General features: G+C 63.6%; 31 protein-coding genes, 1 tRNA gene and 1 riboswitch. Of the genes, 9 read left to right on the top strand and 23 right to left on the bottom strand.

The features are described from left to right. Positions 1-638 precede the first annotated feature (638 nt). A riboswitch (glycine riboswitch) is annotated at positions 639-750 on the top strand. A 95-nt stretch (positions 751-845) separates the two neighbouring features. After that, on the top strand, positions 846-2,165 hold the full coding sequence (locus ACTJKQ_RS08605; RefSeq protein WP_440596585.1) for a D-amino acid dehydrogenase: 1,320 nt from the start codon (positions 846-848) through the stop codon (positions 2,163-2,165). Positions 2,166-2,218: 53 nt separating this feature from the next. Here the strand turns inward: ACTJKQ_RS08605 and sorU are convergent, their stop codons facing one another. Next, on the bottom strand, positions 2,219-2,557 hold the full coding sequence (gene sorU / locus ACTJKQ_RS08600; protein WP_056065430.1) for a SorU family sulfite dehydrogenase c-type cytochrome subunit: 339 nt from the start codon (positions 2,555-2,557) through the stop codon (positions 2,219-2,221). A gap of 1 nt (position 2,558) precedes the next feature. Continuing rightward, positions 2,559-3,773, bottom strand: a complete 1,215-nt coding sequence (sorT, locus tag ACTJKQ_RS08595) for a SorT family sulfite dehydrogenase catalytic subunit (RefSeq protein WP_056747901.1) — start codon at positions 3,771-3,773, stop codon at positions 2,559-2,561. A 221-nt stretch (positions 3,774-3,994) separates the two neighbouring features. Between sorT and ACTJKQ_RS08590 the strand changes: the two genes are divergently transcribed. Further along, the gene (locus ACTJKQ_RS08590; RefSeq protein ID WP_440596584.1) at positions 3,995-5,170 is read left to right on the top strand and encodes a rhodanese-like domain-containing protein; all 1,176 of its coding nucleotides are present in this window, start codon (positions 3,995-3,997) and stop codon (positions 5,168-5,170) included. A gap of 80 nt (positions 5,171-5,250) precedes the next feature. Continuing rightward, a complete protein-coding gene (locus ACTJKQ_RS08585; protein WP_056065422.1) occupies positions 5,251-6,576 on the top strand; it encodes a hemolysin family protein in 1,326 nt (441 codons plus the stop codon). A 57-nt stretch (positions 6,577-6,633) separates the two neighbouring features. Here the strand turns inward: ACTJKQ_RS08585 and ACTJKQ_RS08580 are convergent, their stop codons facing one another. The 6 genes from ACTJKQ_RS08580 to ACTJKQ_RS08555 all read right to left on the bottom strand — a co-directional run bounded on the left by ACTJKQ_RS08580 (position 6,634) and on the right by ACTJKQ_RS08555 (position 12,928). Beyond that, positions 6,634-7,968, bottom strand: coding sequence for an FIST signal transduction protein (locus tag ACTJKQ_RS08580; protein ID WP_440596583.1), 1,335 nt, complete (start codon positions 7,966-7,968; stop codon positions 6,634-6,636). A 78-nt stretch (positions 7,969-8,046) separates the two neighbouring features. After that, positions 8,047-8,916, bottom strand: coding sequence for a PhaM family polyhydroxyalkanoate granule multifunctional regulatory protein (locus ACTJKQ_RS08575; RefSeq protein WP_440596582.1), 870 nt, complete (start codon positions 8,914-8,916; stop codon positions 8,047-8,049). A gap of 105 nt (positions 8,917-9,021) precedes the next feature. Continuing rightward, positions 9,022-9,507, bottom strand: a complete 486-nt coding sequence (locus ACTJKQ_RS08570; protein WP_056065416.1) for a copper chaperone PCu(A)C — start codon at positions 9,505-9,507, stop codon at positions 9,022-9,024. Between the two features lie 63 nt (positions 9,508-9,570). Then, complete coding sequence (locus tag ACTJKQ_RS08565; protein ID WP_056065414.1) at positions 9,571-10,131, bottom strand: YcnI family copper-binding membrane protein; 561 nt, start codon at positions 10,129-10,131, stop codon at positions 9,571-9,573. 14 nt (positions 10,132-10,145) lie between these two features. Then, positions 10,146-12,476 (bottom strand): TonB-dependent receptor, encoded by a 2,331-nt coding sequence (locus ACTJKQ_RS08560; protein ID WP_440596581.1) that lies wholly within the window; start codon positions 12,474-12,476, stop codon positions 10,146-10,148. Positions 12,477-12,556: 80 nt separating this feature from the next. Continuing rightward, positions 12,557-12,928, bottom strand: a complete 372-nt coding sequence (locus ACTJKQ_RS08555; RefSeq protein WP_199170767.1) for a DUF2946 family protein — start codon at positions 12,926-12,928, stop codon at positions 12,557-12,559. Positions 12,929-13,050: 122 nt separating this feature from the next. On the opposite strand from ACTJKQ_RS08555, the gene ACTJKQ_RS08550 reads away from it, so the two are divergent. The 5 genes from ACTJKQ_RS08550 (at position 13,051) to ACTJKQ_RS08530 (ending at position 15,687) form a co-directional block, all read left to right on the top strand. After that, on the top strand, positions 13,051-13,698 hold the full coding sequence (locus tag ACTJKQ_RS08550) for a glutathione S-transferase (RefSeq protein WP_260668736.1): 648 nt from the start codon (positions 13,051-13,053) through the stop codon (positions 13,696-13,698). A 123-nt stretch (positions 13,699-13,821) separates the two neighbouring features. Further along, positions 13,822-14,193: a TraR/DksA family transcriptional regulator gene (locus ACTJKQ_RS08545; protein WP_056747886.1), complete on the top strand. Its 372-nt coding sequence runs from the start codon at positions 13,822-13,824 to the stop codon at positions 14,191-14,193. Between the two features lie 64 nt (positions 14,194-14,257). After that, positions 14,258-14,632 (top strand): hypothetical protein, encoded by a 375-nt coding sequence (locus ACTJKQ_RS08540; RefSeq protein ID WP_099729098.1) that lies wholly within the window; start codon positions 14,258-14,260, stop codon positions 14,630-14,632. A gap of 51 nt (positions 14,633-14,683) precedes the next feature. Next, positions 14,684-15,097: a VOC family protein gene (locus ACTJKQ_RS08535; protein WP_288853436.1), complete on the top strand. Its 414-nt coding sequence runs from the start codon at positions 14,684-14,686 to the stop codon at positions 15,095-15,097. After that, complete coding sequence (locus ACTJKQ_RS08530; protein ID WP_440596580.1) at positions 15,094-15,687, top strand: MarC family protein; 594 nt, start codon at positions 15,094-15,096, stop codon at positions 15,685-15,687. Before ACTJKQ_RS08535 ends, ACTJKQ_RS08530 begins: the two co-directional genes overlap by 4 nt. Positions 15,688-15,768: 81 nt before the next feature. Here ACTJKQ_RS08530 and ACTJKQ_RS08525 read toward each other — a convergent pair whose 3' ends face one another. After that, the gene (locus tag ACTJKQ_RS08525; RefSeq protein WP_056065396.1) at positions 15,769-16,317 is read right to left on the bottom strand and encodes an Rrf2 family transcriptional regulator; all 549 of its coding nucleotides are present in this window, start codon (positions 16,315-16,317) and stop codon (positions 15,769-15,771) included. Between the two features lie 150 nt (positions 16,318-16,467). Between ACTJKQ_RS08525 and nhaR the strand changes: the two genes are divergently transcribed. Continuing rightward, positions 16,468-17,364 (top strand): transcriptional activator NhaR, encoded by an 897-nt coding sequence (gene nhaR, locus ACTJKQ_RS08520; protein WP_440596579.1) that lies wholly within the window; start codon positions 16,468-16,470, stop codon positions 17,362-17,364. 158 nt (positions 17,365-17,522) lie between these two features. On the opposite strand, the gene ACTJKQ_RS08515 is transcribed toward nhaR, so the two are convergent. The 14 genes from ACTJKQ_RS08515 to rpsH form a co-directional block, all read right to left on the bottom strand. Beyond that, positions 17,523-17,599, bottom strand: a tRNA-Met gene (locus ACTJKQ_RS08515). A gap of 22 nt (positions 17,600-17,621) precedes the next feature. After that, a complete protein-coding gene (rplQ, locus tag ACTJKQ_RS08510; protein WP_008906513.1) occupies positions 17,622-18,014 on the bottom strand; it encodes a 50S ribosomal protein L17 in 393 nt (130 codons plus the stop codon). A gap of 154 nt (positions 18,015-18,168) precedes the next feature. Then, complete coding sequence (locus ACTJKQ_RS08505) at positions 18,169-19,161, bottom strand: DNA-directed RNA polymerase subunit alpha (protein WP_005793666.1); 993 nt, start codon at positions 19,159-19,161, stop codon at positions 18,169-18,171. A 113-nt stretch (positions 19,162-19,274) separates the two neighbouring features. Next, on the bottom strand, positions 19,275-19,898 hold the full coding sequence (rpsD, locus tag ACTJKQ_RS08500) for a 30S ribosomal protein S4 (protein ID WP_008906515.1): 624 nt from the start codon (positions 19,896-19,898) through the stop codon (positions 19,275-19,277). A gap of 90 nt (positions 19,899-19,988) precedes the next feature. Then, a complete protein-coding gene (rpsK, locus tag ACTJKQ_RS08495; RefSeq protein WP_005793662.1) occupies positions 19,989-20,393 on the bottom strand; it encodes a 30S ribosomal protein S11 in 405 nt (134 codons plus the stop codon). 16 nt (positions 20,394-20,409) lie between these two features. Further along, positions 20,410-20,775: a 30S ribosomal protein S13 gene (rpsM, locus tag ACTJKQ_RS08490; protein WP_008906516.1), complete on the bottom strand. Its 366-nt coding sequence runs from the start codon at positions 20,773-20,775 to the stop codon at positions 20,410-20,412. Positions 20,776-20,798: 23 nt separating this feature from the next. Next, positions 20,799-20,912 (bottom strand): 50S ribosomal protein L36, encoded by a 114-nt coding sequence (rpmJ, locus tag ACTJKQ_RS08485; RefSeq protein ID WP_005793651.1) that lies wholly within the window; start codon positions 20,910-20,912, stop codon positions 20,799-20,801. Between the two features lie 137 nt (positions 20,913-21,049). Beyond that, on the bottom strand, positions 21,050-22,369 hold the full coding sequence (gene secY, locus ACTJKQ_RS08480) for a preprotein translocase subunit SecY (RefSeq protein WP_056065391.1): 1,320 nt from the start codon (positions 22,367-22,369) through the stop codon (positions 21,050-21,052). Between the two features lie 24 nt (positions 22,370-22,393). Continuing rightward, positions 22,394-22,825 carry a 50S ribosomal protein L15 gene (rplO, locus tag ACTJKQ_RS08475; RefSeq protein ID WP_056065387.1) on the bottom strand — a complete coding sequence of 144 codons (432 nt, stop codon included), beginning with the start codon at positions 22,823-22,825 and terminating at the stop codon, positions 22,394-22,396. A gap of 10 nt (positions 22,826-22,835) precedes the next feature. Further along, entirely contained in the window at positions 22,836-23,018 is a 183-nt protein-coding gene (gene rpmD, locus ACTJKQ_RS08470; protein WP_005793644.1) for a 50S ribosomal protein L30, read from the bottom strand. Positions 23,019-23,032: 14 nt separating this feature from the next. Then, positions 23,033-23,551: a 30S ribosomal protein S5 gene (rpsE, locus tag ACTJKQ_RS08465; RefSeq protein WP_015016014.1), complete on the bottom strand. Its 519-nt coding sequence runs from the start codon at positions 23,549-23,551 to the stop codon at positions 23,033-23,035. Between the two features lie 17 nt (positions 23,552-23,568). Continuing rightward, positions 23,569-23,934, bottom strand: a complete 366-nt coding sequence (gene rplR / locus ACTJKQ_RS08460) for a 50S ribosomal protein L18 (RefSeq protein ID WP_005793639.1) — start codon at positions 23,932-23,934, stop codon at positions 23,569-23,571. An 11-nt stretch (positions 23,935-23,945) separates the two neighbouring features. After that, positions 23,946-24,479, bottom strand: coding sequence for a 50S ribosomal protein L6 (rplF, locus tag ACTJKQ_RS08455; protein ID WP_056065384.1), 534 nt, complete (start codon positions 24,477-24,479; stop codon positions 23,946-23,948). A 25-nt stretch (positions 24,480-24,504) separates the two neighbouring features. Further along, positions 24,505-24,900, bottom strand: a complete 396-nt coding sequence (gene rpsH, locus ACTJKQ_RS08450; protein ID WP_005793636.1) for a 30S ribosomal protein S8 — start codon at positions 24,898-24,900, stop codon at positions 24,505-24,507. Positions 24,901-24,903 lie beyond the last annotated feature (3 nt).

Raw genomic sequence — 24,903 nt, 5'->3', positions numbered from 1 at the left:
ACCTCAATGGCGGCGCGCACCGACACCACCGCCGCCAGCACCTCGGCGGCGCTGTAGGGGGTGGCGCGGGCGGGCAGGTCTGCCCCCAGTTCGTACACCAGCTCCGCCTCCACGCCCATCACGGCAAAACCCGTTGCGGACAGAGCAACCGCCTCACCCGCTGCGGCCGCCCACACCGAATCGCGCGTGAGAGCGGCCCGCGCGGGTTGCGCCTGGGGCGACGCGGCGCCGACCTTCCAGCCTGCGATGTCACCGCGCGCACGCACCACGGCGTCCTGCACCGCGTAGGCCTCGGCGGCATCGCGTGGGCGAAGCCCTGCGGGAAAGTCCAGCGGGCGGGGGGTGCGCCCCTCCCGGGCCTGGGTGATGACGGCGGCGCTTGCGACAGGGTCCAAAGCGGTGGGGTGCATGGCAAAACTCTCTGTGGGACAAGGGGTCGGCGGATTATCGGCACCTTCACCAGCGGCCCCGCGCCGCTGCATCAGCAACAATTGCGCCCCATTAGCAGCCGGAGTTGATCTTGCGCGCAGGCTTGGCCCCTAGAATCGGTCTCGCAGGAGAGCACGGCAGCCACAGGCCGCCGCTGCACCGAAGGCGCAAACTCCCATACACGCTCAGGTCCCGTACTGCACCATTCATCAAAGCCGTCTGGAGAGCCGCTTCGCGCAACGCGAAGCGCACCGAAGGAGCAAGCCGCAGCCCGGGTGGGTGGCGGTGAATCTCTCAGGTACCAAGGACAGGGGGAGCGGCAGCTAGGGCATTCGTGCGCCAGCTGTTCGCTATTGAATTCATAGCTGCCAGCGCATGTTGTTCTAGCGCCAGAGCCCAGAAAGGCTTTGAAAATCATGCGCGTGATCGTTTTGGGCGCCGGCTTACTCGGCGTGACTTCGGCTTATTTCCTTTCGCAACTCGGCCACGAGGTGACCGTCATCGACCGCCAGGGTGCGCCCGGTGCCGAGACCAGCTTTGCCAACGGCGGCCAGATCTCGGTGAGCCATGCCGAGCCCTGGGCCAACCCCAGCGCGCCGCTCAAGGTGCTGCAGTGGCTGGGCAAAGAGGATGCACCCCTGCTGTTCCGCCTGCGCGCCGACATGCGGCAGTGGCTGTGGGGCCTGTCCTTCCTGCGCAACTGCACGCCCGCGCGCACGCGCCACAACATCGAGCAGATCGTGCGCCTGGGCACCTACAGCCGCGACACGCTGCAGCAGCTGCGCGCGGCCACCGGCCTCCAGTACGACCAGCGCACGCAGGGCATCCTGCACTTCTATACCAACCAAAAAGAATTCGACGGCGCCCTGGCCCCTGCCGAGCAAATGCGCGCGCTGGGCTGCCAGCGGCAGGTCATCAGCGCCGACGAAGCCGTGCGCATCGAGCCCGCCCTGGCCCACATCCGCCCACAGCTGGCGGGCGCCACCTACACGGCCGAGGACGAATCCGGCGACGCCAACCAGTTCACACGCGAACTGGCCAAGCTGTGTGAAGCGGCGGGCGTGCAGTTCCGCATGGGCCACCACATCACCGCGCTGCGCGAGGCAGGCGGCCGCATCGACCATGTGGAAGTGACCAATGCCGAAGGCCGCTTCGAGCGCGTGCGCGGCGATGCGTTTGTGCTGGCCATGGGCTCGTTCAGCCCGCTGCTGGCGCAGCCGCTGGGCATCCAGCTGCCCATCTACCCGGCCAAGGGCTACTCGGTGACCATGCCGGTCAAGGACGCCAGCAAGGCACACCAGGTGAGCCTGACGGACGACGAGTTCAAGCTCGTGTTTTCGCGCTACACCAGCGAACGCGGCGGTGACCGCCTGCGCATTGCCGGCACGGCCGAGCTGAACGGCTACGACCGCCACCTGAACCAGGTGCGCTGTGAGGCCATCGTGCGGCGCGTGGAGCAACTCTTCCCTGGCGCGGGCGACGCGAGCCAGGCCCAGTTCTGGAGCGGTCTGCGCCCCGCCACGCCCAGCAACGTGCCGCTGATCGGCAAGACGAAGGTGGGCAACCTGTTCCTCAACACCGGCCACGGCACGCTGGGCTGGACGCATGCCTGCGGCTCGGGCAAGGCGTTGGCCGACATCGTGAGCGGCCGCGTGCCCGAGGTGGACTTTGCGTTCCAGGGGTTGCAGGGGCGCGCAGGAGGAGCGGCGCTGGTGCCGTCGCGCACGGCGGCCTGAAGCAGCGCGCGGTTGCAGCGAGGCAGCGCTGCAACCGCCACGAAAGCCCGCGCCTACTTGGCCGCGCCCGTGGCGTGCGCCACAAACTGCGCCACGGCCAGCATGTCCTTCTCGCTCATGCGCTCGGCATAGGACGGCATCACGCCGATGCCTGCCTTGAGCGCACGCAGTACACGGCCGGCGTCGGGTTTCAGCTCATCCAGTACCGGGCCCACCTGGCCCTCGGCACCGGCGGCCTGCAGTGTGTGGCACACGGCGCAGGCGGGCTGGATCTTGGTGAACAGCTCCTTGCCCCGCGCCAGTTCGGCAGGGTCGGCGGCCCAGGCCGACGCACAGGCGCCAGCCGACCACACAGCCACGGCGAGGCGGCGCGCTCGGTTCAATCCACCCATGTCAGGCCACGGTCACGGTGACGGCGTGGTCGCGCCAGCTGGCGTTGTTGTAGCCGCCCAGGTTTTCCTCGCGCTGCTCGGCCTGCACATTGCCTGCCGTGTCGGTGGCGCGGCTGGCCAGCACATGGGTGCCCGCCTCCAGGCGCACGGGCAGCGCAAACTGCCGCCAGGCAAAGGGGCCCAGGTCGGGGCCGATGAGCTTGGCCGCCAACCAGGTCTTGCCGCCATCGGCCGACACCTCCACGCCCTTGATGCCGCGCGTGCCGCCAAAGGCCACGCCATGCACCTGCACCTGTCCGGGCTTGAGTGCCCCCTTGTCGGGCAAGGGGCCGTTGATCCACGACTTTACGCCCATCTCCCACACCGAAGGCTGGTCGGGGCTGGCCTTGCTGCCGGGCGGCGACATGCGGTAGCCGTGCGACATGATGCGCGCCTGCGACTGTGCGCTGGTAAACGCAACGCGCTTGACGTACTTGATGTTGTTCACGCCCTGGTAGCCGGGCACCACCAGCCGCAGCGGGCCGCCATGCGCCAGCGACAGTGGCTCGCCGTTCATCTCCCAGGCCAGCAGGGCATCGTCCATCGCCTTCACGGGCACCGAGCGCTCCACCAGTACCGACAGCGGGTCCACACCTTCGGGCAGCTTCTCGCCCCCCGTGCCGGTCAGGTAGGCGGCACCATCGGCCAGCCCGCCCAGGGCGGCCACCACGTTGCGCAGCGGCACACCGCTCCAGACCACACAACCGGCAGCGCCCACCGACCAGGGGGTGCCGCTGGGCTTGCTGGGGAAAAAGCCCCGGCCATTGCCCGAGCACTGCAGCACGGTGGCCACGGTTTCCACGCCCAGCGTCTTGAGCTCAGCCAAGGTGAGGCTGCGCGGGCTCTTGACCCCTTCGACGGACACCGTCCACGCGTCGCGGTTGTCCAGGATGGCCGCGTCAGGCGCAGGCAGGTTGTTGCGCACGTACAGCTGGTTGGACGGCGTGATGACGCTGGTGCCGAACGCGGAGCGGCGCGTCTCCAGGGTGCTGCTGCTGTGCACGATCAACGCATCCGGCGACTTCCACCCCGCATAGGCGGGCAGCGGCTTGGCCGCAGAGGCTGCGGCCTGCTGGGCCCGCGCACTGCCCGTCCATCCGGCCAGGCCCAGCGCGCTCAGGGCGGCAGCACTTCCAGCCAGCATGTGGCGGCGCGGCAGGGTCATCGAATCTTTCATGGAAACGTCTCCAAATAGTGGGGTGGACAAAACCTTGTAGCCCCTCGCCATTGGGCGGTGACGGGGGATCGGGTCAGCCCGCATTCTGTAGGGCAGCTCCTCCTGCCGCACGCGCGGCGTCGTTAGCAGAAGTAACAAGAACAAAAGATCGGAAACATTCGTACGCAGGTGCGGGGGGCATGGGCATATTCGCGCTTTGTTTTGTGGAGAGGAGCAGCGCAATGAACACCACCAGAAAACCGAACCGAGGCCCGCTGGGACTGCTACTTGTCCTATGGCTGGGTTGCAGCGCAGCCCAGGCCCAGCTGACGGCCATCGTGGCCGTGGAACCCACCGCCCGCAAGGCGGCGCATTCCATCCTGCGCACCGCTGCCGAAACGGGCCTGTCGAAAGCCGCGGGCCAGTCGGTGGCACTGACGACCAGCGACGATATGGCCGACGTGATGCGCGCCACCCGCAGCGCGGGCTATGACATCTTCATTGGCCCTGCCCAGGTGGCGGCGTCTGCGTTGCAACGCGGCTACGAACTGGTGGGCGCAACGCAAAAATCAGACAGATACCTGCTGGTCGGGCTGCAGCAGTTGGCGGCAGTGCCTGCGATGAAGGGCCGCAGGCTCTACCTGCCCCAGCAGGACTCGGTCTATACCTACATGGCGCGCGGCATGCTGAACGAGGCAGGACTGTCGTTCCAGGACCTGCGCGCCGTGCAGTACGAAAAATTTCCCCAGGCGGGCCTCACCGCCCTGACCCTGGGCACGGCCGATGCCACCGTGGTGCGCGAGGACGACTGGGCCGAATGGTCTGCGGCGCACCCCGGCACCGCGCGGGTGCTGGCCACGTCGCAGCCCGTTCCGGGCGGGTTCTCCATCGTGGTGAAAAAAGACCTGCCGGCGGATGCGCGCAACAAGCTGGCCCAGTGGTTCAACGCGTCGTCCTCCGCCAGCGGCCTGCCGCCAATCTCCGTGCGCCCGGAGGTGGTGGAATACCGTCGCGTGGCCGAGCTGGGGCTGTTCACGCCCACCAGCCTGCCTGGGGTCAACCGTGTCACCGCGCGCGAGGCCCAGACCCTGCTGGCGCAGGGCGCCACGCTGGTGGACACCCGCACCGAAAAGGAATTCAAGACCAAGCGCATCCGCGGGGCCGTATTCGCAGCGTATGTGGAAAAGAGCCTCAAGGACGTGGCCTTCAATGCCGCGCAGGATGACTTTCAGGCGCTGGACAAGCTTCAGGGCCTGGACAGAGCCAAGCCGGTGATTTTTGCGTGCAATGGCGCCGAATGCTGGAAGTCCTACAAGGCCGCCAAGGTAGCCTCCGCCAAGGGCTTCCAGTCGGTGTACTGGCTGCGCGGCGGGTTGCCCGAATGGGACGAAACCGGCCTGCCAACCGAAGGTGGCTAGGAGTCTGCGCAAGGCCTCTGGCCCCTGTCCTTACAATTGGTCGCTTCTCAACTCCCAAGGGCGCGCAAGGCGCCCTTTGTATGGAAATAGCAATACTGTTCGCCCTCATCTGTCTCAACGGCCTGTTTGCCATGTCAGAGATCGCTCTGGTCACGGCCCGCAAAGTCCGGTTGCAAAAGCTGATTGATGAGGGCGATAGCGGTGCCGCCGCGGCCGTGAAGCTGGGCGAAGACCCCACGCGCTTCCTCTCCACCATCCAGATCGGCATCACGTCGATCGGCGTGCTCAACGGTATCGTGGGGGAAGCCGCGCTGGCCGCGCCGCTGGCCTCGTGGCTGGAGCGTCTGGGGGTGCCACTGCCCTACGGCGGCTACGCGGCCACGGGCCTGGTGGTGGTGCTGATCACGTACTTCTCCATCGTGGTGGGCGAACTGGTGCCCAAGCGCATCGGCCAGTCGTACCCCGAGACCTTTGCCCGTCTGGTGGCACGGCCCATCAACTTTCTGGCGCTGGCCACCAAGCCGTTTGTGCTGCTGCTGTCCACATCCACACGCACGCTGCTGCGCCTGTTGGGTGTGAAGGAAACCAGTGGCAGCCCGGTGACCGAAGAAGAGATCCACGCCATGCTGGTCGAAGGCACCACCGCCGGCGTGATCGAGTCGCACGAGCACACCATGGTGCGCAACGTGTTCCGCCTGGACGACCGCCAGATCGGCTCGCTGATGGTGCCGCGCGGGGATGTGGTGTGTCTGGACATTGATGCGCCGTTTGAAGACAACCTCCAGTGCATTGAAGAGTCCGACCATGCGCGCTTCCCGGTGGTGCGCGGCGGCATGGACAACATCCTGGGGGTGATCAACGCGCGCCAGTGGCTGTCCCGCACCCTGCGCGACAAGGCGCGTGGTGGCCTGGCCGACCAGCCGCTGCAAACGGCGCTGTATGTGCCCGAAACCATCACGGGTATGGAGCTGCTGGACAACTTCCGCCTGTCGGACGTGCACATGGCCTTTGTCATCGACGAATACGGCGAGGTGCAGGGCATCGTGACGCTGCAGGACCTCATCGAGGCCATCACCGGCGAGTTCCAGCCGCGGGACCCCGAGACCTCATGGGCGCTGCAGCGCGAGGACGGCAGCTGGCTGCTGGACGGCCACATTCCCGTGCCCGAGCTGAAGGACCGCCTGAACCTGGACGCCGTGCCCGAGGAAGAGCGCGGCCGCTACCACACACTCAGCGGCATGATCATGCTGCTGACCGGCCGCCTGCCCAAGGTGACCGACACGGTGCAGTGGGAGGACTGGAAGCTGGAAGTGGTGGACATGGATGGCAAGACCATCGACAAGATCCTGGCCACGCGGCTGACGCCCGAGGAAAAAGCCGAGTCCGACGAGAACGGCGCGGGCTGACCGGCGTTGACGATGGCGGGGGCTGCTGTGCCAGCCAGCCCCCTCCCCTCGTCTACCTCAGGACGGCAAGGGCTCGCCGTCCACAAACACGGTCAACACACCGGTGTAGCCGTACAGATGGTGGTGGGCGATCTCGCCGCCTGCAAAAAAGCCAGCCAGTGGCACATCGCCCAGCGCATGGCGCACGATCTGCAGCTCGGCGCTGGGCCCGCCAAAATGCGGCCCGCCCCGGCCCGAGCAGCTCACATAGATCGCGCCGCAAATGCGCCGCCCCGTCTCGGGTTGCGCTCCAGCATGTCCGTCAACGCCCGGCGCAGCGGCCAGTTCCCCTGGCGCGCCGGACGCCACCATGGGCGCGGGCTCCAGCTCCTCTGGCGATAGTTCCTCGCGGATCTCGGCGCAGATGCGCATGAGGTCCGCCCGTGCGGCCGCCACGTTGCGCTGGCAGAACGCCAGGTGCATGCCGGGCTCCACGTGGTCGGCCAGGGCCACACCCCGGCGGGAGCCGTCCAACCCCAGGATGTGGCGCACGCGCGTGTCGGTGCCAAAGTGGCCCGTGCGGCGCTGGCCCTGTGGCTGCTCACCCGCACTGACCAGTCCGGCCAGCGTGGCGCGCACCTTGCGCAGGGCAGGCTGCGGGTCACCACCGTCGAGCGACACCTGCAGCGTATCGAGCAGCACATCCAGCGCCGGCTCGCCATCCAGCGCAAGCACCACGTTCTCCTGCGCGGCCGTGATGGTGTGCAGCGCGCCCACGGGCTGGCAGCCCTGCGTGACGCGCGACACCAGCGACACGCCCGCGCCAAACGCCACGCCCGAGAGGCCCCCGTCAAACACGCCGCTGGCACCGCCCTGCCCGGCCATGTTGCCGTCGCCGCCCACGGCAAACTGCACGCTGGCCGTGCGGCTGGCGCTGAGGCCGCCAAACAGGTAGCCGGTGTCAGTGCGCGCGGCCATCTCGGTCAGCAGTTCGGCCAATTCCGGCGTGTGGCCGTCGGCATGCACCAGCGCTGTGTGGGCCACAAAGCCTGCGCCGGCATGCGGCGCGTGGGCGGGCAGCGGCGCCACGCCAGAAAACACGCGGTACTGGTCGGCCGGCACATCGAGCAGCATGACCGACAGAGCGGGCTCGTCAAAGTACTCGGCATTGTTGGCCGACACGCCCACGCCCACGGTACCGCTCCAGTCGGTCACCTCGGGCAGTTCGCTGCTCAGGTAGTCGAGCAGCGCCTGGGCCTCGTTGGCATAGTGGTCGGTGATGTACAGCAGGCCCAGGGTGGGCGCCGACGCGTAGTCAGGCAATGCCATCTGGGCGCGCAACTGCGCCAGTACCAGCGCAGCGGCCATGCGCCACTGCGGGTGGGTGGCATGGCCGGTGGGGAAGAGTTTCATGGTGATGGTCTCCAGGCCTGGGCGGGGGTGGGGCAGTGCCGCGCCATCTGCGGGCTGCCACACCGGCCCGCTTTGGCGTCAGCCCGCTCGCTTGCGTGCCGCAGGGCTGCGGGTGCTGCCGGCCTTTTTAGCGGCGGGTTTCGTGGTGGTTTTGCGGGCTGCGGGTTTCTTGGCGGCAGCGGCCTTCTTGGCAGTGCCCGCTGATGACGCGGCGGCGCGCTTGGCGCCGCCCTGCATGGTCTGCATGCCCTTGGCGGCAAACTGGCTGGCCATGCCGGTCGCCGTCTTGAGGGCTTCCTTGGCCAGGCCGGTGGCCATGTTTTTGGTGGTGTCGATGGCAGTCTGCTTGGCCGCGTCCTTCATGGCGTTGGTGGCAATCTGCTGGAACTGGCTCGTGAGCGCGCCCCACCACTGCATCGGGTCCACCACGGCAGGCTCGGCGGCCGCCGCTGTCTTGCCCTTGGCTTTGCCTTTGGCGGGTTGGGGGGCGGGCTCGGTGTCAGCGGGCTCCTCCTCGGGCTCGTCGGCAGCGCTGGCGCGACCTGTCACGCGGGCGGCAGCTCCCGCCACGGCCTCGGCAGCGCCGGTCACCGTGTCAGCGGCTTTTTGCACGCCGCTCATCACCGTGTCGGCGGTCTTGAGCTTGAAGGCGTTGGCCACGTCGCCCATGCTGAAGTTCATGCCCTTGAGCGTGGCCAGGGTCATCTTCTGCACCTCCAGCGCCTGAATGGTGGCGGCCAGCGCGCGCGAGTTCTGCTCCAGCCAGAACTGCACGGCCTTGAGCTCGTCGATGCGCTTTTCCAGCTCTTCGACGCTGATGGTGGGCGCCACCCAATTGCTGAGGTTGGGCAACTGCGGAATGCTGCTGGACGCCCCCTTGGCAAGGCTTTGCAGAAAGTCAAAACCGGGGACGAATTTGCCGAAACCGAAGTTGGATGTGTCGCTCATGGCCGCTCCGCAAGAGGTGGGTCGTGAGAACCTGCTGAAGGTTCTGAGGAGTCACAGCTTACTCCAATGCGTTGCGCCCGCGAAGGCGCTGCGGCGGCTCTCACCTCAGTGTTTATGCCCATCCATCATGCTGCCCGCCGTGGCGCCACCGGGTGCAGCCGTGCCCACGGGCAGCGTGAGGTTGAGCTTGCTTTCCACGCCCTTGGCGTCCTGGAACACCAGGGTGATGGGCACCGCGCTGTCCTTGGCCAGGGGTGCCTTCAGGTCCAGCAGCATGATGTGGTAGCCCCCGGGCTTGAGTTCCACCGTCTTGCCTGCGGGCAGATCCAGCGTAGGCACCGCACGCATCTTCATGATGTCGCCTTCCATCTTCATCTCGTGAACCTCGGCAAGGCCGGCAGCGGGCGACTCGGCACGTACCAGGCGAGCACCGTCCTTGGCGGTCAGGCGCATGAATGCGCCCGTGGCCTTCTGGCCCTGCACGCTGGCACGCGCCCAGGCGCCTTCGACCTTGACGGCGGCGGTCTGGGCCCATGCAGGGGCACTCAGCAGTGCGGCAAAGACGGCAGCGGTGTGAAGCAGTTTTTTCATGGTGAATGTCTTTCGGTTTGCGAGAGGAAAAAGGGAAGCGGCAACAGGCTCTGGGCCCGACTGTCAATGATTGTGGGCAGCGGCGCCACCGGTGGGCAGAATCTCCAGCGCTGCGGCAGGGGACTTCAGGTCCGACAGCTGCTGGCCTGCCTTGGGCACCTCGGTCCAATCGTTGCGGCCCTCGGTGCAGACCTGGCGCACCGGCCAGTACACGGTGCCCGCCTGCTCCGGCGCCTGGGCCACCAGCACAAACTCGTCGTAGTGCGCGCTCTGCAACATGTCGTCCGGCGTCTTGGCCGTCCAGGTGATGCGCACCACGTCTTCTGTGATGCTGCGGCCGTGGCTGGTGTAGGGCTGGGCCAGCTTGTCGCGCTGCACCTCCAGCGTCCAGCCCGGCTTGGGCATGGGGCGTGCACCGCGCATGCCTGCGGGGATGTCCACCACGACCTGCCGCGTGGGCGACGCGCCGCAGCCGTGGCCGACCTTGAACGCGGCCTTGTAGCTGGCGCCGGCCGGGGCCACCTGGTATTCGAGCACCACATGGGCAGATGCAGTGCCAAACAGGGCTGTAGCGCTAGTCAAACATGCGGCAGCAGCTATCTTTTTCATAGTATTCAGAGACATGGGATATTGTCCTTTCAGAGGCTTACCTTCAGCTCGGCCATGTAGCTGCGCTGCGGGTAGGGGTGGAAGTTCCAGAACTGGTAGTTGTTGAGGTTGTCGATGCCCACGGCGGCGCTGACCGCTTTGGTGATCTGGTAGCGCACGCGCACATCGGTGGTGAAGTAGCGGCTCGCGCCCTGGTAGGCAAAGCCGTTGGGGTCACTGTTGTCAAGCGTGCTGTACTGCTTGCCGCTGTAGCGCGCGCCCAGGGTGTACGACCACTTGTCATCGGGCCGGTAGGTGGCCACGGCAGTGGCGCGCCACTCGGGGATGCGGGGCTGCCATTGGCCGACGCTGGCCGGGAACTTGTCGTTGCGCGTGATCTTGGAATCCGTCCAGGTCAGGCTGCTGCCCAGCTCCAGCCCGCGCACAAAGACGTTGGCGGCCTGGTACGACAGCTCAATGCCCTTGGTACGGATGGCATCCACGTTCTGCACGTTGGTCACGTTGGGTGTGACGAGCACATTGGTTTGCGAGTACAGCGCGTCCTTCGTGCGCTCAAAAAAGGCTGTCAGGCGCAGCAGGCCATTGCCCATGTCCCGCTCGGCGGTCAGCTCGGTGGTCCAGCTCTTCTCGGGTTTCAGGTGGGGGTCGTTGTTGATGAGCGTGCCACTGCCGCTGACGCCGCCCTGGTACAGCTCGGCCACGGTGGGCATGCGCACGGCGCGGCCAGTGGAGGCCTTGAGCACCCACAGGTCGCTGGCCTGCCAGGCCACGGCAGCCTTGGGCGACACATAGGTCTCGTTGCGCTCGGGGTGGCTCAGCGTGGTGGTGGCGTTGCCGGTCTGGCCATTGCTGGCGCTCCAGCGCTCGGCGCGGGCGCCCAGCACGGCCTTCCACCGTGGCGCGATCTTCCAGGTGTCTTGCGCCCACAGGCCAATGAGCTGCGTGTCGCCGTTGAAGGCCTGGCTGCGGGCGCCGGCATCACCGCTGATCCAGTTCGTCGTAGCGTTTTCGATAGTGCGCAGTTGGTAGCTGTCGCGCTGCAGGCCAAAGTCCACGATGTGCGTGCCCTGCAGCCCATCGGGCCGCCAGGTGCCCTTGGCGGCCAGCGTGTTCCAGCCCGTGCCCTTGCTGTTGACGATGCGCCCAGCCCCGCCGTTCAGCGCGGCAGGCAGCGCCACGGTGGCCGCGCGCAGGGTGTCGGTCTGGTAGTCGTAGAGGCTGGCGGCCACCTCCCAGTCAAACACGCCCTGCGTGCGGCTCTTGACCGACAGGCCGTGCATGAAATGGGTGAGGTCTTCGTTGGACACATTGAAGTCCGTAGGCGCGAGCGCAAACGAGCGGCCATTGATGTTGACCGTGCCGCTGTAGACCGCATTGCCGTTGGCGTCGCGCAGGTAGCTGGTGGGGCGCCCCTCGGATGCGTTGTGCCACCAGCCGAAGGTGTAGGCGGCGCGCACGGTGGGCGAAAAGTCATAGGCGATCTTGGCCTTGATGTGGTCTTGCTGCGTGTGGTACTGGGTGGCCGTGCCCAGCAGGTACCAGGGCTGGTTGCTGCGGTTGTTGCCCAGCACTGCGCCCGTCACCGGCGTGCCCGCATTGCCCACGGTCCCCGCAGACACGAGGCGCGTGGGGAAGGTGAGCGGCTGGCCTTCGCTGTCGGTCTTGTTGAAGTTCAGGAACCACGACCAGTCGCCATTTCTGTTGCCCACCGAGGCGCTCACCTGCTTGCCCCCATAGGTGCCGTTGGTGCTGTACAGGTCAAAGGGCTGGTGCTGATAGCTGACCTGCCCGTGCGCCTCGAACTTTGTCGGCATGCGCGTGACGTAGTCCACCACCGCGCCCACCGAGTTGCCTGCGTAGGCGGCCGAAAACGGGCCGTAAAGCACGTCCACGCGCTCAATTTCTTCCGGCGTGACCAGCATCCAGCGCGGCGCGTTGGTGGGGCCGTTGCCCAGGTAGTTGCTCAGCAAAATGCCATCGGCAAACACCATGGACCGCGCCGGGTTGCCCGTGCCCGAGGCGCGGGTGGACAGCACTGCGTGGTTGTAGTCGCCGATATAGCGCTTGCGCACCAGCAGACTAGGCAGGTACTTGAGGGCGTCTTCGCTGTCGGTGGCGTTGATCGCATGCTCGATCTGCTCACGCGTCACGCCCTCGATGGTGGTGGGGATCTGCGTGGGCAGCGAGGTGGGCTGGCCGCCGGTGATGGTGACCACGCCCAGTTCCTTGACCGGGGCATGGCTGGTGGTGCTGGTGCTGTCAGCGGTCTGGGCGAATGCGGATGAAGCCCCGGCGGACGCGATGCCAAGGACGACGGGAAAGGCACTGGCCACGGCCAGCGCCATGCGGCTTTTGCGCATGGAAACTCCTGAAAATCAAACCAAATAGGCCGCAAGCGCATGTGAATCATGCGCGAGCAGCTATCGAATCAATAGCAATTTCAGGAGAGTGATGGGGGCCCGCGCGGCGGCAGCGGCGCGGCAGTGCGCGCTGCAATGTGCGCGGCAGGGATGGGGCGCAGGGCATGCGCCAGGGGGTGAACCACAGGCAGCTGGGCCTGGGACGCGGGAGGTGGAGCACCCACGTGCGCACACAACGGGCAGTCCAGCGTGTGGCTGGACAGTTCCTTGGCGCCGTCGTCGGTCTTGACCAGCACCTTGATCGCGCCCGAGCCCGAGCAGATCAGCTCCATGGCCTGCGGGTGCACCAGCGGCGACGCCACGGCCACGCCGATCGACAACACAAACCACGCCAGCACACAGCGGGCGAGCCAGCGAAGGCTGCGGATGGTTTGGAGGGACGGCAACGACATGGAAGCGCCATTGTAGGTGCGCAGTCCACGCCAGCCAGTGCACGGGTCATCTGCGTGACCGCCCCGCACCAGGTGCGGGCCTAGGATGTGCGTTTGCCCCTACAACACATCGGAGACACACCATGCTCACACTCTGCGGCTTTTCGGCCAGCAACTACTACAACAAGGTCAAGCTTGCGCTGCTCGAAAAGGGCCTGCCGTTCACCGAAGAACTGGCCTGGGTGGGCGAGACCGATCGCAGCGCCAGCCCGCTGGGCAAGGTGCCCTACCTGCGCACGCCGCAGGGAGCGCTGTGTGAGTCGGCGGTGATCGCCGACTACATCGAAGCCGCCCACCCCGATCACCCGCTGATCCCGGCCGACCCCTTCCAGGCCGCCAAGGTGCGCGAGCTGATCACCTTTCTGGAGTTGCACCTGGAGCTGGTGGCACGCAACCTGTATCCGCAGGCGTTCTTTGGCGGCACCGTGAGCGACACCGCCAAGGAAAAGGTGGGCACACAGCTGCAGAAGAACATTGCCGCCTTCGGCCAGTTGGCAAAGTTCAGCCCCTACGTGGGCGGCGACACCTTCACGATGGCCGACTGCGCGGCCGTGGTTCACCTGCCGCTGGTCAGCTCCGCCACCAAGATCATCTACGGCAAGGACTACCTGGCCGACCTGCCTGTGCGCGACTACCTCGCCCGCATGGCCGAACGCCCCCATGTGCAGCGCGTGAACGCGGACCGCAAGACCAACACCGCCGAGATGCTGGCGCGCCCGCCCAAGCGCTGAGCCCGCCACGCAGCGGTGTCACCAGGGTGGGGACACCGCACGCCATCCCTTGACCTTGGTCAACCCAGCGCGCCGCGCACAGGCGCACCATGCAGGTATCCGATCACCCCGAGGAGACCCCGCATGGACAAGACCCAAGCCGCACCTTTCCGCCAGCAGTTACTGGCCCAGCAATCCGAGTTGCTGGCCCAGCTGGCCGCGCAGCGCGGTGGTGTCATCGGCCGCGCCGAGGCCGCCGCCGACCACTTCGGACAACCGGAAGACCCGCGTGCCCAGGTTGCCACCGAACGCGAGCTGGAATTTGCCCTGGACGAACGCGAAACCGCACACCTGGCGGCTGTCGAGGCCGCCCTGGCCCGCATCGAAGCCGGCACCTACGGCGAGTGCACGGATTGCGGCACCCACATCACCGCCGCCCGCCTGCACGCCACGCCCGAGGCCGCACGCTGTGTGCATTGCCAGGAAAAGGCCGAGCAACACCGGCGGGCGGCATGAGCGAACGCACGCACTTAGGCTACTTCTTTCCCGTTTTTTGTCACTCCTTTAAGAAAGCCGATTCATGAGCACTTTTCACGCCGTTGTCTGGATGGACCAATCCGAAGCCCATGTGGTGATGTTCGATCGCGAACACGCGGAAGCCCAGCGCATCAAGTCCCGCAGCCACCACAAGCACCAGGGCAAGGCCGACGACCTCGCGCCGTTTTTTGCCGATATCGCCCAGACACTGACCCACACCCGCGAGGTGCTGCTGGCCGGCCCGGGCCTGGTGCGCAACCAGTTCCGCGACTGGGCCGCCAAACACCATGCGGCCGTGGCCGGCGTGGTGGTGGACTCGGTGGCCGCAGACCACCCGACAGACGCCCAGCTGGTGGCCATGGCGCGCCAGTACTTCAAGAAGTTTGACAACATGGCCGCCGATCCGTCGGTCGCCTGACCAGCCTGCAGGCCACGCCAAGGCGTGGCACTGGCTGCTATCCTCTGCGGGATGCGCAGCCTCTTTCACCTCGCCTTTCACGTCACCGACCTGGATGCCGCCCGGCGCTTTTACGGCGGCGTGCTGGGCTGCCTGGAGGGTCGAAGCACCGACACCTGGGTGGACTTCGACTTCTTCGGTCACCAGATCTCGTTGCATCTGGGCACGCCGTTTGCCAGCGCCCGCACCGGGCACGTGGGAGACCATCTGGTGCCCATGCCGCACTTCGGCGCCATCCTGGAGTTGCCCGACTGGCATGCACTGGCCGCGCGGTTGAAGGCCGCTGGCACCGCCTTCGTGCTGGAGCCGCAGGTGCGTTTTGAAGGCCAACCCGGCGAGCAGTGGACGATGTTCTTCCACGACCCCAGCGGCAACCCGATTGAGATCAAGGGCTTTCGCTCGCTGGACGCGGTGTACGCAACGTGAGCTACACCTTCGCGTCGGCCACCATCCTGCTCCTGCTGATCACCGATCCGCTGGGCAACATCCCCATCTTTGCCAATGCCCTGCGGGGCGTGGCGCCCGAGCGCCGGGCGCGTGTGATTCTGCGGGAGGTGCTGATTGCGTTTGCACTGCTGCTGGTGTTCCTGTTCTTCGGAGCGGAGTTCCTGCGGGTCATGAATTTGAGCGACTTGTCGCTGCAGATTGCCGGTGCCGTGGTGTTGTTTCTGATCGCACTGCGCATGATCTTTCCGTCGGCGGACGGACCACAGGCGGATCTACCGGGCGAGCCGCTGATCGTGCCGCTGGCCATCCCCGCGCTGGCAGGCCCTTCGGCGCTGGCCACGGTGATGCTGCTGGTGGCCCAGGCCCCGGAGCGGCGATGGGAATGGGTGGGCGCACTGTGCGTCACCATGGCCGTGTGTGCCGTGGTGTTGCTGCTGGCCGAACGCATCCAGCGCCTGGTGGGCGAACGCGTGGTGATGGCGTTTGAACGCCTGATGGGCCTGATCCTGGTCGCGATCTCGGTGGAGATGCTGATCCGGGGAATCAAGCAGCTGGCGCACCAGCTGTAGCCCGCGCCAGGAGCCGCTGGCCATGGCCCTCGCGTGCGTGGCGCCGTTCACAGCGCCCCGCAGCGCCATATGGCGGCCGCTTCAGCGACGCTGCAGGATCGGCATGGTCCCCAGGGCAAACACCGAGTTGGGCACGTTGACCCGCGCCATCAAAGGGCGGGGCTTAGGTGCCAGCGGCAGCTTGGCCCGCGCAGCAGGAGCCTTCTCCTCCACGACTGTGCCCTGCTCCAGCGCCTGGGTGACGAGGTCCTGAAGCGTCACCGACTGCAGGTACTCCATCACCCGGGAGTTGAAGCTGGTCCACAGTTCTCCCGTCATGGATTTGACCTGGGCGGCCTGACTGGGCCCCAGGTTCTGCAGTTCGTCGGTCTTGAGGTTTTCTACCGCCAGGATGATTTCAGCCACCGATACCTGCTCCGCTTGCCGCGCCAGGGTATAGCCGCCACCGGGCCCTCGGGTACTGTCTACCAAGCCGGCGCGGCGCAGTGCGCTGAACAGCTGTTCAAGGTAAGACAGAGAAATCCCCTGCCGTGCGCTGATGGTGGACAAAGGCACGGGCCGCATCTTCTGGCGCAGGGCCAGGTCGGTCATGGCGGACACCGCCAGCTGTCCTCGGGTCGTGATACGCATCGTTGCTACTCCTTGTGAACACAGGCAGCTCCAGGCCGCAGCGCAGATCGCCACGGAAGCTGCCAAACGTCAATGTAGAGAATTTCATACTTCGCGTATATTCGTTTTATTAAGTTTTATTCTTCGATTTATGCGAAGCATTTGGGCAGTATGAACTTCAAGCACCTGCGCTACTTCTGGACGGTTGCCAAGGCTGGCGGTGTGATGCGGGCCGGTGAGCAGCTCAACACCACTCCGCAAACACTGTCCGGCCAGATCAAGCAGCTGGAAGAATGGCTGGGCCACGACCTGTTCCGGAAAAGGGGACGGGGACTGGAGCTGACCAGTGAGGGGCGTGTGGCCCTGGGGTATGCCGAACAGATCTTCGCGCTGGGCGACGAGCTGGAAAAATCCATCCGGCTGGCGCGTGGACAAGAGAAGCCGCTGGAATTCCGCGTGGGGGTGGCCGACTCGATAGCCAAGTCGGTGGCCTACCACCTGCTGGAGCCCGCACTGGGCATGCCCCAGCGCGTGCACATGACCTGCCATGAGGGCAAGTTCCCCGAATTGATTGCGCAGTTGAGCCTGCACCGGCTGGACCTGGTGCTGGCAGACGAGCCTGTTTCCAACAAGATCGGCGTCAAAGCCTTCAACCACCCACTGGGCACCAGCAGCATGAGTTTTCTGTGCGCTCCCGCCCTGCGGGCGCAGTTGGAGGGGCCGTTCCCCCAGTGCCTGCATGGCGCGCCCATGCTCATCCAAGGCCCTATGTCGTCCGTTCGCCAGCAACTCGACCACTGGCTGAACAAGAACCACCTGCAACCCCGTCTCGTCGGCGAGTTTGACGACAGCGCGTTGATGAATGCGTTTGGGCGGGAAGGCCGAGGCATCTTCACATCCCCCTCCGTGCTGGAAGAGGAGACCACTGCTCAGTTTGGCGTGGAGGTTATCGGCCGCTCCTCAGACTTGGTGGAGGAATTCTTTGCGATCTCCATTGAAAGGCGCATTACGCACCCCTGTGTGGTGGCCATCACCAAGGCCGCCAAGGCAGATCTGTTCGCTCACTGAGCCGGTAGGAGCGCGATGGCGCTCTGCGCAGGAGGAACAAGTTGTCATCAACACGCCAACTCGCGCCCTCATGGAGGAGCACAAGCAACGAGTGAGAGCACAAACAAAAACGCCCACTGTGGAGTGGGCGTTTTGTTTTAGCAATGCTTGCTATGTTTTGGTTGCGCGAGAAGGATTTGAACCTCCGACCTTTGGGTTATGAGCCCAACGAGCTACCAGACTGCTCCATCGCGCGGTAAGAAATAAATTATACCCTATTATTCAGCTGCTGCCGAATTATTTTCGGTTTCTGCAGCACGATCGACCAATTCGACCAGGGCCATAGGCGCATTGTCGCCCACGCGGAAGCCCATCTTCAGAATGCGGGTGTAACCGCCAGGACGCACCTTGAAACGCGGGCCCAGGTCGTTGAACAGCTTGGTCACGCTGTCACGGTCACGCAGACGGTTGAATGCCAGGCGGCGGTTGGCGACAGAATCTTCCTTGGCCAAGGTGATCATGGGCTCGATCACGCGGCGCAGTTCCTTGGCCTTGGGGACGGTGGTCTTGATGACTTCGTGCTCGATGAGCGAGTTCATCATGTTCTGCAGCATCGCGAGGCGGTGCGAGCTGGTGCGGTTGAGTTTGCGAAGGCCGTGTCCGTGGCGCATGGTGCTTTCTTTCTACTGTCTATGTAATTAAATCAGGCAGCCGTATCAGGTACTGTCCGAGGCACTGTTCCCCGGAGGGAACGAAAAGTCCCCCTTGCGGGGGACATCAAACCGGGCGCCCAAAATTTGGGCAGCCTTCGATTATAGCTTTGGCTTAACGCTTGTCCAGACCTGCTGGCGGCCAGTTCTCAAGCTTCATGCCCAAGGTGAGGCCACGCGATGCCAGCACTTCCTTGATTTCGTTCAGCGACTTGCGGCCGAGGTTAGGCGTCTTGAGCAGCTCATTCTCGGTGCGCTGAATCAGATCACCGATGTAATAGATGTTCTCGGCCTTCAGGCAGTTGGCAGAACGCACGGTCAGTTCCAGCTCGTCCACAGGCCGCAGCAGGATCGGATCGAACGTCGCATTGCCACGTGGGCCTGCGGGTGCGTCGAACGCAGCCAGCTCGCCGCCTTCCAGCTGCGCGAATACCGCCAGCTGTTCCACCAGGATCTTGGCAGATGCCCGCACGGCATCTTCGGCAGTGATCGCGCCGTTGGTCTCGATCTCGACCACCAGCTTGTCCAAGTCGGTACGCTGCTCCACACGGGCGCTTTCCACGGTGTAGCTCACACGCTTCACGGGGGAGAACGACGCGTCCAGCACGATGCGGCCAATCGACTTGGTCGATTCGTCGGCATAGCGGCGCAGATTGCCGGGCACATAGCCGCGACCCTTCTCTACCTTGATCTGCATGTCCAGCTTCCCGCCAGCAGACAGGTTGGCGATCACGTGATCAGGGTTGACGATTTCCACGTCGTGAGGGGTCTGTATGTCACGGGCAGTGACCACACCTTCGCCATCTTTGCGCAGGCTCAACGTCACTTCATCACGGTTATGGAGCTTGAACACCACACCCTTGAGGTTCAGCAGGATATTGACCACATCCTCTTGAACACCGTCAATAGACGAATACTCGTGCAGAACGCCTGCAATGGTGACTTCCGTCGCTGCGTAACCCACCATGGACGAGAGCAGGACGCGCCGAATGGCGTTGCCCAGCGTGTGGCCGTACCCACGCTCGAACGGCTCCAGTGCGACCTTGGCACGGTTGTGGCCAAGCTGCTCGACATTGATCGCCTTGGGTTTCAGCAAATTGGTTTGCATTCAGACTTCCTCTCAATACCCCCAGCTCGTTACACCGGTAAGGCTGGTGAAGCGCCTAAACCGCGATGCCTCGCGGTTCAGGGACGGTTTTCTTGAATTACGTACTCGACCGATTAGCGCGAGTACAACTCAACGATCAGCGATTCGTTGATGTCGGCGCCAAACTCATCACGGTCTGGCACCTTCTTGAAGATGCCTTCTGCCTTCTCGGCATTCACTTCCACCCATGCGGGCATGCCCACTTGAGCTGCCAGTTGCAGGGCTTCCACCACGCGATTTTGCTTCTTGGACTTTTCACGCACAGCCACCACGTCACCCGTCTTCACGAGGTACGAAGCAATGTTCACGGACTTGCCGTTCACGGTGATCGCCTTGTGCGACACCAGCTGACGCGCTTCAGCGCGAGTGGAGCCGAAACCCATGCGGTACACGACGTTGTCGAGACGAGATTCCAACAGGAACAGCAGATTGGCGCCAGTGTTGCCCTTCTTGCCTTCGGCGGCTTCGAAGTAACGGCGGAATTGCTTTTCCAGCACGCCGTACATGCGCTTGACCTTCTGCTTTTCACGCAGTTGCAGACCGTAGTCAGAAGTGCGGGCACCCGAGGTGCGGCCGTGCTGACCAGGCTTGGAGTCGAACTTGGACTTGTCAGCGATCGAGCGGCGTGCGCTCTTCAGGAACAGGTCAGTGCCTTCACGGCGGGAGAGTTTGGCCTTGGGGCCGAGGTAACGTGCCACTTGAGCTTCCTTTGTGTCATCTACCGCAAACCATTGCGGGAGCCGCCTGAGGCGCTTGCGCGTTCACAGGCGGCGGTGGGCTTAGAGAGATTAGATACGACGGCGCTTTTGAGGGCGGCAGCCGTTGTGTGGCACCGGTGTCACATCGGAGATCGATGTGATACGGATGCCCAGTGCGCCCAATGCGCGCACCGAAGACTCACGACCAGGACCTGGGCCCTTGATTTCAACGTCAAGGTTCTTGATACCTTGATCGATGGCAGCGCGACCGGCCACTTCCGAAGCCACCTGGGCTGCGAATGGGGTGGACTTGCGCGAACCCTTGAAACCTTGGCCACCGGACGAAGCCCACGACAGAGCGTTGCCCTGACGGTCGGTGATCGTGATGATGGTGTTGTTGAACGAGGCGTGCACGTGTGCAATGCCGTCCGAAACATTCTTCCGGACCTTCTTGCGAACGCGCTGAGCTGCGTTATTGGCAGGAGACTTAGCCATGATGATCTTTCAATCTTTATTTCTTCAGTGCAGCTGCACCCTTGCGCGGACCCTTGCGAGTGCGAGCATTGGTACGGGTGCGCTGACCACGCATTGGCAGACCGCGGCGATGGCGGAAGCCACGATAGCAGCCGATGTCCATCAAACGCTTGATGTTCATCGTGGTTTCGCGGCGCAGGTCACCTTCAATGGTGAACTGCTCGATTTGCTCGCGAATTTTTTCCAGATCGCCGTCCGTCAGATCCTTGATCTTCTTGGAGTAAGCGATACCAGTTGCTTCGCAGATCTTGCGAGCGCGGGTGCGACCAATGCCAAAAATGGCGGTCAAACCGATTTCCGCGTGCTTGTGCGGCGGAATGTTAATGCCAGCGATACGTGCCATATGCGTCCTCTAATACTTTCCAATCAACCTTGGCGCTGCTTGTGACGCAGATCCGTGCAGATCACGCGCACCACACCCTTGCGGCGGATGATCTTGCAGTTGCGGCAGATTTTTTTGACCGAAGCCGAAACTCTCATTGCATTCTCCTAAAACTTTTCCATCCGTCCCGGCTGCTTCGCACGGAACACAATTTGTGCCCGCGAAAAATCGTGGGGCGCCAACTCAACCGATATCCAACTCTTTGCAGGCAGCGCTGGGCGCTGCCCTCGTGATGTCAACCGCCTGCACTGCCTTTGAAGTTCGCCTTCTTGAGCAGCGATTCGTACTGTTGCGACATCATGTAGTTCTGGACCTGGGCCATGAAGTCCATGGTCACCACCACAATGATCAGCAGGGAAGTTCCACCAAAGTAAAACGGTACGTTGTACTTAAGGATCAGAAACTCCGGCAACAGACACACGAAGGTGATGTACACGGCACCGGCCAAGGTCAGGCGAACCAGGATCTTGTCGATGTAACGGGCAGTTTGTTCACCCGGACGAATGCCTGGGATGAACGCGCCACTCTTCTTCAGGTTGTCTGCTGTCTCGCGGCTGTTGAACACCAACGCCGTGTAGAAGAAGCAGAAGAAGATGATCGCAGCGGCATAGAACATCACATAGATCGGCTGACCTGGAGTCAGTGCACCCGAGATGTCCTTGAGCCAACGCATCGATTCACCAGCACTGAACCAGTTCACCACAGTCGCAGGCAGCAAGATGATGGACGACGCGAAGATCGGAGGAATCACACCAGCCATGTTCAGCTTCAAGGGCAAGTGCGACGATTGACCGCCATACACCTTGTTGCCGACTTGTCGCCGTGCATAGTTCACCAGGATCTTGCGCTGACCACGCTCCACAAACACCACGAAGTAAGTCACCAGACCCACCACGATAACGATGAAGATGGCTGCCAGGATGCTCATCGCGCCAGTACGAACCAACTCCAGAAGACCGCCGATCGAACTGGGCAACCCGGCGGCGATACCACCGAAGATCAGGATCGAAATCCCGTTGCCCAGACCACGCTCGGTGATCTGCTCACCCAACCACATCAGAAACATGGTTCCGGCCGTCAAACTGACCACCGCAGTCAGGCGGAAGCCAAAACCGGGGCTCAGAACCAAGCCAGCAGAGCTTTCGAGAGCCACGGCAATACCCAGAGACTGGAACAGGGCCAGGCCCAGGGTTCCGTAACGGGTGTATTGCGTGATCTTCCTGCGACCAGCTTCGCCTTCCTTCTTCAACTGCTCAAACGCGGGCAGCACGTAGGTCATCAGCTGCATGATGATCGATGCCGAGATGTACGGCATGATCCCCAGTGCGAACACTGTGAAACGCGACAGCGCGCCCCCCGAAAACATGTTGAACAGGTTCAGGATGCCGCCCTGCTGGCCACTGAACAGCTGCTGAAGTTGGGCTGGATCGATACCAGGCACAGGGATATGAGCCCCGATGCGGTATACGACCAGCGCCAGCAACAGAAAAACCAGACGACGACGCAGGTCGCCGAATTTTCCGGTCTTTGCAATTTGAGCCGCGCTAGTAGCCACAGATGCCTTCCTTCAGTGCCACACTCAGGCGACGCTGCCGCCAGCAGCTTCGATGGCTGCCTTGGCACCAGCCGTAGCACCCACGCCAGACAGCTTGACTGCCTTGCTCAGGGAACCGCTCTTGATGACCTTGACCACCTTGGCCAGCTCGCCCACCAGACCGGCTTGCTTCAGTGCCAGCACATCCACTTCGGCCAGGCCCAGCTGGTCCAGCGCCGTCAGCGTAACTTCTGCATTGAACTTGAGCAGGTGCGACTTGAAGCCGCGCTTGGGCAAGCGACGTTGCAGCGGCATTTGACCGCCTTCGAAGCCCACCTTGTGGTAGCCACCAGAGCGGGACTTTTGGCCCTTGTGACCACGGCCAGCGGTCTTGCCCAGGCCGGAGCCGATACCACGGCCTACGCGGCGCTTGGCATGCTTGGCGCCGTCTGCGGGCTTGATGCTATTGAGTTCCATGATCTATCTCTCAGACGATTTTGACCAGGTAGCTGATCTTGTTAATCATGCCGCGAACTTCGGGCGAATCCTTCAATTCGCTGACGCTGTTCAGCTTGCGCAGACCCAGGCCACGGACGGTGGCGCGGTGCGATTCCTTGGTGCCGATCGGGCTGCGCACCAGTTGAATCTTGACGGTTTGTTGCGTTGTCATATTCAGGCTCCGGTTCAGGCGAAGATGTCTTCGACTGTCTTGCCGCGCTTGGCTGCAACGTTCGACGGAGTCGTCGAATTGACGAGCGCGTCAAAGGTAGCACGGACCATGTTGTAGGGGTTGGACGAACCATGGCTCTTGGCCACGATGTCGGTCACACCCAGTACTTCAAAGACTGCGCGCATAGGACCGCCAGCGATGATACCGGTACCCTTGGGTGCGGGAGCCATCATCACCACCGCCGCGCCATGGTGGCCAGTCACGTTGTGATAGATGGTGCCGTTCTTCAGGGACACCTTGACCATGTTGCGGCGGGCTTCTTCCATCGCCTTTTGCACAGCAGCAGGCACTTCCTTGGACTTGCCCTTACCCATGCCCACGCGGCCGTCACCGTCGCCAACCACAGTCAGTGCGGCGAAACCGAGAATACGGCCACCCTTCACGACTTTGGTCACGCGGTTGACCGCGATCATTTTTTCGCGCAGACCGTCGTCACGACCTTCGTCTTGCACTTTGGGTTGAAATTTAGCCATTTTTTATTCCGCTCCGCTTAGAACTGCAGGCCGGCTTCACGGGCTGCGTCGGCCAAAGCCTTGACGCGACCGTGGTAGGCGAAGCCTGCGCGATCAAATGCAACCTTCTCGACACCTGCAGCTTTCGCCTTTTCAGCGATACGCTTGCCGATGATCTGGGCTGCAGCGGCATTGCCACCCTTGCCCGAACCGCCGAGCGACTTGCGCACGTCGGCTTCTGCCGTCGAAGCGCTTGCCAGCACCTTGCTGCCGTCGCCGGAGATCACACTGGCGTAGATATGGAGGTTCGTACGGTTCACGGTCAGACGCGCCACGCCTTGCTGTGCAATGCGGATGCGGGTCTGGCGCGAACGACGAAGACGCTGCTCTTTCTTGGTCAACATGTTGCAGCTCCTTATTTCTTCTTGGTCTCTTTGATCGTGATCTTTTCGTCCGCGTAGCGGATGCCCTTGCCCTTGTAGGGCTCGGGTGGACGAACAGCACGGATCTCAGCGGCGATCTGACCGACGCGTTGACGATCAGCACCCTTGATCACCACTTCAGTGGGGGTAGGGGTGGCAACCGTGATACCAGCGGGCATCTCGATGTTGACCGGGTGCGAATAGCCGACGGCCAAGTTCAGCTTGGAACCGGCTGCAGCAGCCTTGTAACCCACGCCTACCAAGCTCAGCTTCTTTTCGAAGCCCTTGCTGACGCCGACCACCATGTTGTTGACCAACTGGCGAATCGTGCCGCTCATGGCATTGGCTTCGCGGGAATCATTGGCAGGCTCAAAGCTGAGCTTGCCTTCATTGCTGGACACCTTCACCAGCGCGTTTTGCGCCAGCGACAGGGTGCCGCCAGAACCCTTCACGGAGATCTGGTCACTTTTCACGGACACATCCACACCTGCGGGGATGGTCACGGGCATTTTTCCTACTCGGGACATTTCAGTTTCTCCTCAATGCCGCGGGTTAGGCCACGTAGCAGAGCACTTCGCCACCGACACCGGTAGCGCGCGCCTTGCGATCGGTCATCACGCCCTTGGGCGTTGTGACAATTGCCACACCCAGACCGTTCATGACTTGTGGAATAGAATCACGGCCTTTGTAGACACGCAGACCAGGGCGGCTGACGCGCTCGATGCGCTCAATCACTGGACGGCCCGCGTAATACTTCAGGGCAATTTCGAGTTCGGACTTGCCAGCTTCGGTCTTGACCTGGAAGCCGTCGATATAACCTTCGTCCTTCAGCACCTGGGCGATGGCGATCTTCACTTTGGAAGATGGCACCAGAACCGTGGCCTTGGAGACCATCTGTGCATTACGGATGCGGGTCAGCAAGTCAGCGATGGGATCACTCATGCTCATGTT

The sequence above is a fragment of the Acidovorax sp. 22279 genome (assembly GCF_052045435.1).
Lineage (GTDB): Bacteria > Pseudomonadota > Gammaproteobacteria > Burkholderiales > Burkholderiaceae_C > Acidovorax > Acidovorax delafieldii.
This window is presented reverse-complemented; position numbering and strand designations above follow the sequence as displayed.

Excerpts from the sequence above, each read along its gene's own strand:
- ACTJKQ_RS08605 (WP_440596585.1), top strand. The coding sequence starts at position 846 with ATGCGCGTGATCGTTTTGGGCGCCGGCTTACTCGGCGTGACTTCGGCT.
- sorU (WP_056065430.1), bottom strand. The coding sequence starts at position 2,557 with ATGGGTGGATTGAACCGAGCGCGCCGCCTCGCCGTGGCTGTGTGGTCG.
- sorT (WP_056747901.1), bottom strand. The coding sequence starts at position 3,773 with ATGAAAGATTCGATGACCCTGCCGCGCCGCCACATGCTGGCTGGAAGT.
- ACTJKQ_RS08590 (WP_440596584.1), top strand. The coding sequence starts at position 3,995 with ATGAACACCACCAGAAAACCGAACCGAGGCCCGCTGGGACTGCTACTT.
- ACTJKQ_RS08585 (WP_056065422.1), top strand. The coding sequence starts at position 5,251 with ATGGAAATAGCAATACTGTTCGCCCTCATCTGTCTCAACGGCCTGTTT.
- ACTJKQ_RS08580 (WP_440596583.1), bottom strand. The coding sequence starts at position 7,968 with ATGAAACTCTTCCCCACCGGCCATGCCACCCACCCGCAGTGGCGCATG.
- ACTJKQ_RS08575 (WP_440596582.1), bottom strand. The coding sequence starts at position 8,916 with ATGAGCGACACATCCAACTTCGGTTTCGGCAAATTCGTCCCCGGTTTT.
- ACTJKQ_RS08570 (WP_056065416.1), bottom strand. The coding sequence starts at position 9,507 with ATGAAAAAACTGCTTCACACCGCTGCCGTCTTTGCCGCACTGCTGAGT.
- ACTJKQ_RS08565 (WP_056065414.1), bottom strand. The coding sequence starts at position 10,131 with ATGTCTCTGAATACTATGAAAAAGATAGCTGCTGCCGCATGTTTGACT.
- ACTJKQ_RS08560 (WP_440596581.1), bottom strand. The coding sequence starts at position 12,476 with ATGCGCAAAAGCCGCATGGCGCTGGCCGTGGCCAGTGCCTTTCCCGTC.
- ACTJKQ_RS08555 (WP_199170767.1), bottom strand. The coding sequence starts at position 12,928 with ATGTCGTTGCCGTCCCTCCAAACCATCCGCAGCCTTCGCTGGCTCGCC.
- ACTJKQ_RS08550 (WP_260668736.1), top strand. The coding sequence starts at position 13,051 with ATGCTCACACTCTGCGGCTTTTCGGCCAGCAACTACTACAACAAGGTC.
- ACTJKQ_RS08545 (WP_056747886.1), top strand. The coding sequence starts at position 13,822 with ATGGACAAGACCCAAGCCGCACCTTTCCGCCAGCAGTTACTGGCCCAG.
- ACTJKQ_RS08540 (WP_099729098.1), top strand. The coding sequence starts at position 14,258 with ATGAGCACTTTTCACGCCGTTGTCTGGATGGACCAATCCGAAGCCCAT.
- ACTJKQ_RS08535 (WP_288853436.1), top strand. The coding sequence starts at position 14,684 with ATGCGCAGCCTCTTTCACCTCGCCTTTCACGTCACCGACCTGGATGCC.
- ACTJKQ_RS08525 (WP_056065396.1), bottom strand. The coding sequence starts at position 16,317 with ATGCGTATCACGACCCGAGGACAGCTGGCGGTGTCCGCCATGACCGAC.
- nhaR (WP_440596579.1), top strand. The coding sequence starts at position 16,468 with ATGAACTTCAAGCACCTGCGCTACTTCTGGACGGTTGCCAAGGCTGGC.
- rplQ (WP_008906513.1), bottom strand. The coding sequence starts at position 18,014 with ATGCGCCACGGACACGGCCTTCGCAAACTCAACCGCACCAGCTCGCAC.
- ACTJKQ_RS08505 (WP_005793666.1), bottom strand. The coding sequence starts at position 19,161 with ATGCAAACCAATTTGCTGAAACCCAAGGCGATCAATGTCGAGCAGCTT.
- rpsK (WP_005793662.1), bottom strand. The coding sequence starts at position 20,393 with ATGGCTAAGTCTCCTGCCAATAACGCAGCTCAGCGCGTTCGCAAGAAG.
- rpsM (WP_008906516.1), bottom strand. The coding sequence starts at position 20,775 with ATGGCACGTATCGCTGGCATTAACATTCCGCCGCACAAGCACGCGGAA.
- rpmJ (WP_005793651.1), bottom strand. The coding sequence starts at position 20,912 with ATGAGAGTTTCGGCTTCGGTCAAAAAAATCTGCCGCAACTGCAAGATC.
- rplO (WP_056065387.1), bottom strand. The coding sequence starts at position 22,825 with ATGGAACTCAATAGCATCAAGCCCGCAGACGGCGCCAAGCATGCCAAG.
- rpmD (WP_005793644.1), bottom strand. The coding sequence starts at position 23,018 with ATGACAACGCAACAAACCGTCAAGATTCAACTGGTGCGCAGCCCGATC.
- rpsE (WP_015016014.1), bottom strand. The coding sequence starts at position 23,551 with ATGGCTAAATTTCAACCCAAAGTGCAAGACGAAGGTCGTGACGACGGT.
- rplR (WP_005793639.1), bottom strand. The coding sequence starts at position 23,934 with ATGTTGACCAAGAAAGAGCAGCGTCTTCGTCGTTCGCGCCAGACCCGC.
- rplF (WP_056065384.1), bottom strand. The coding sequence starts at position 24,479 with ATGTCCCGAGTAGGAAAAATGCCCGTGACCATCCCCGCAGGTGTGGAT.
- rpsH (WP_005793636.1), bottom strand. The coding sequence starts at position 24,900 with ATGAGCATGAGTGATCCCATCGCTGACTTGCTGACCCGCATCCGTAAT.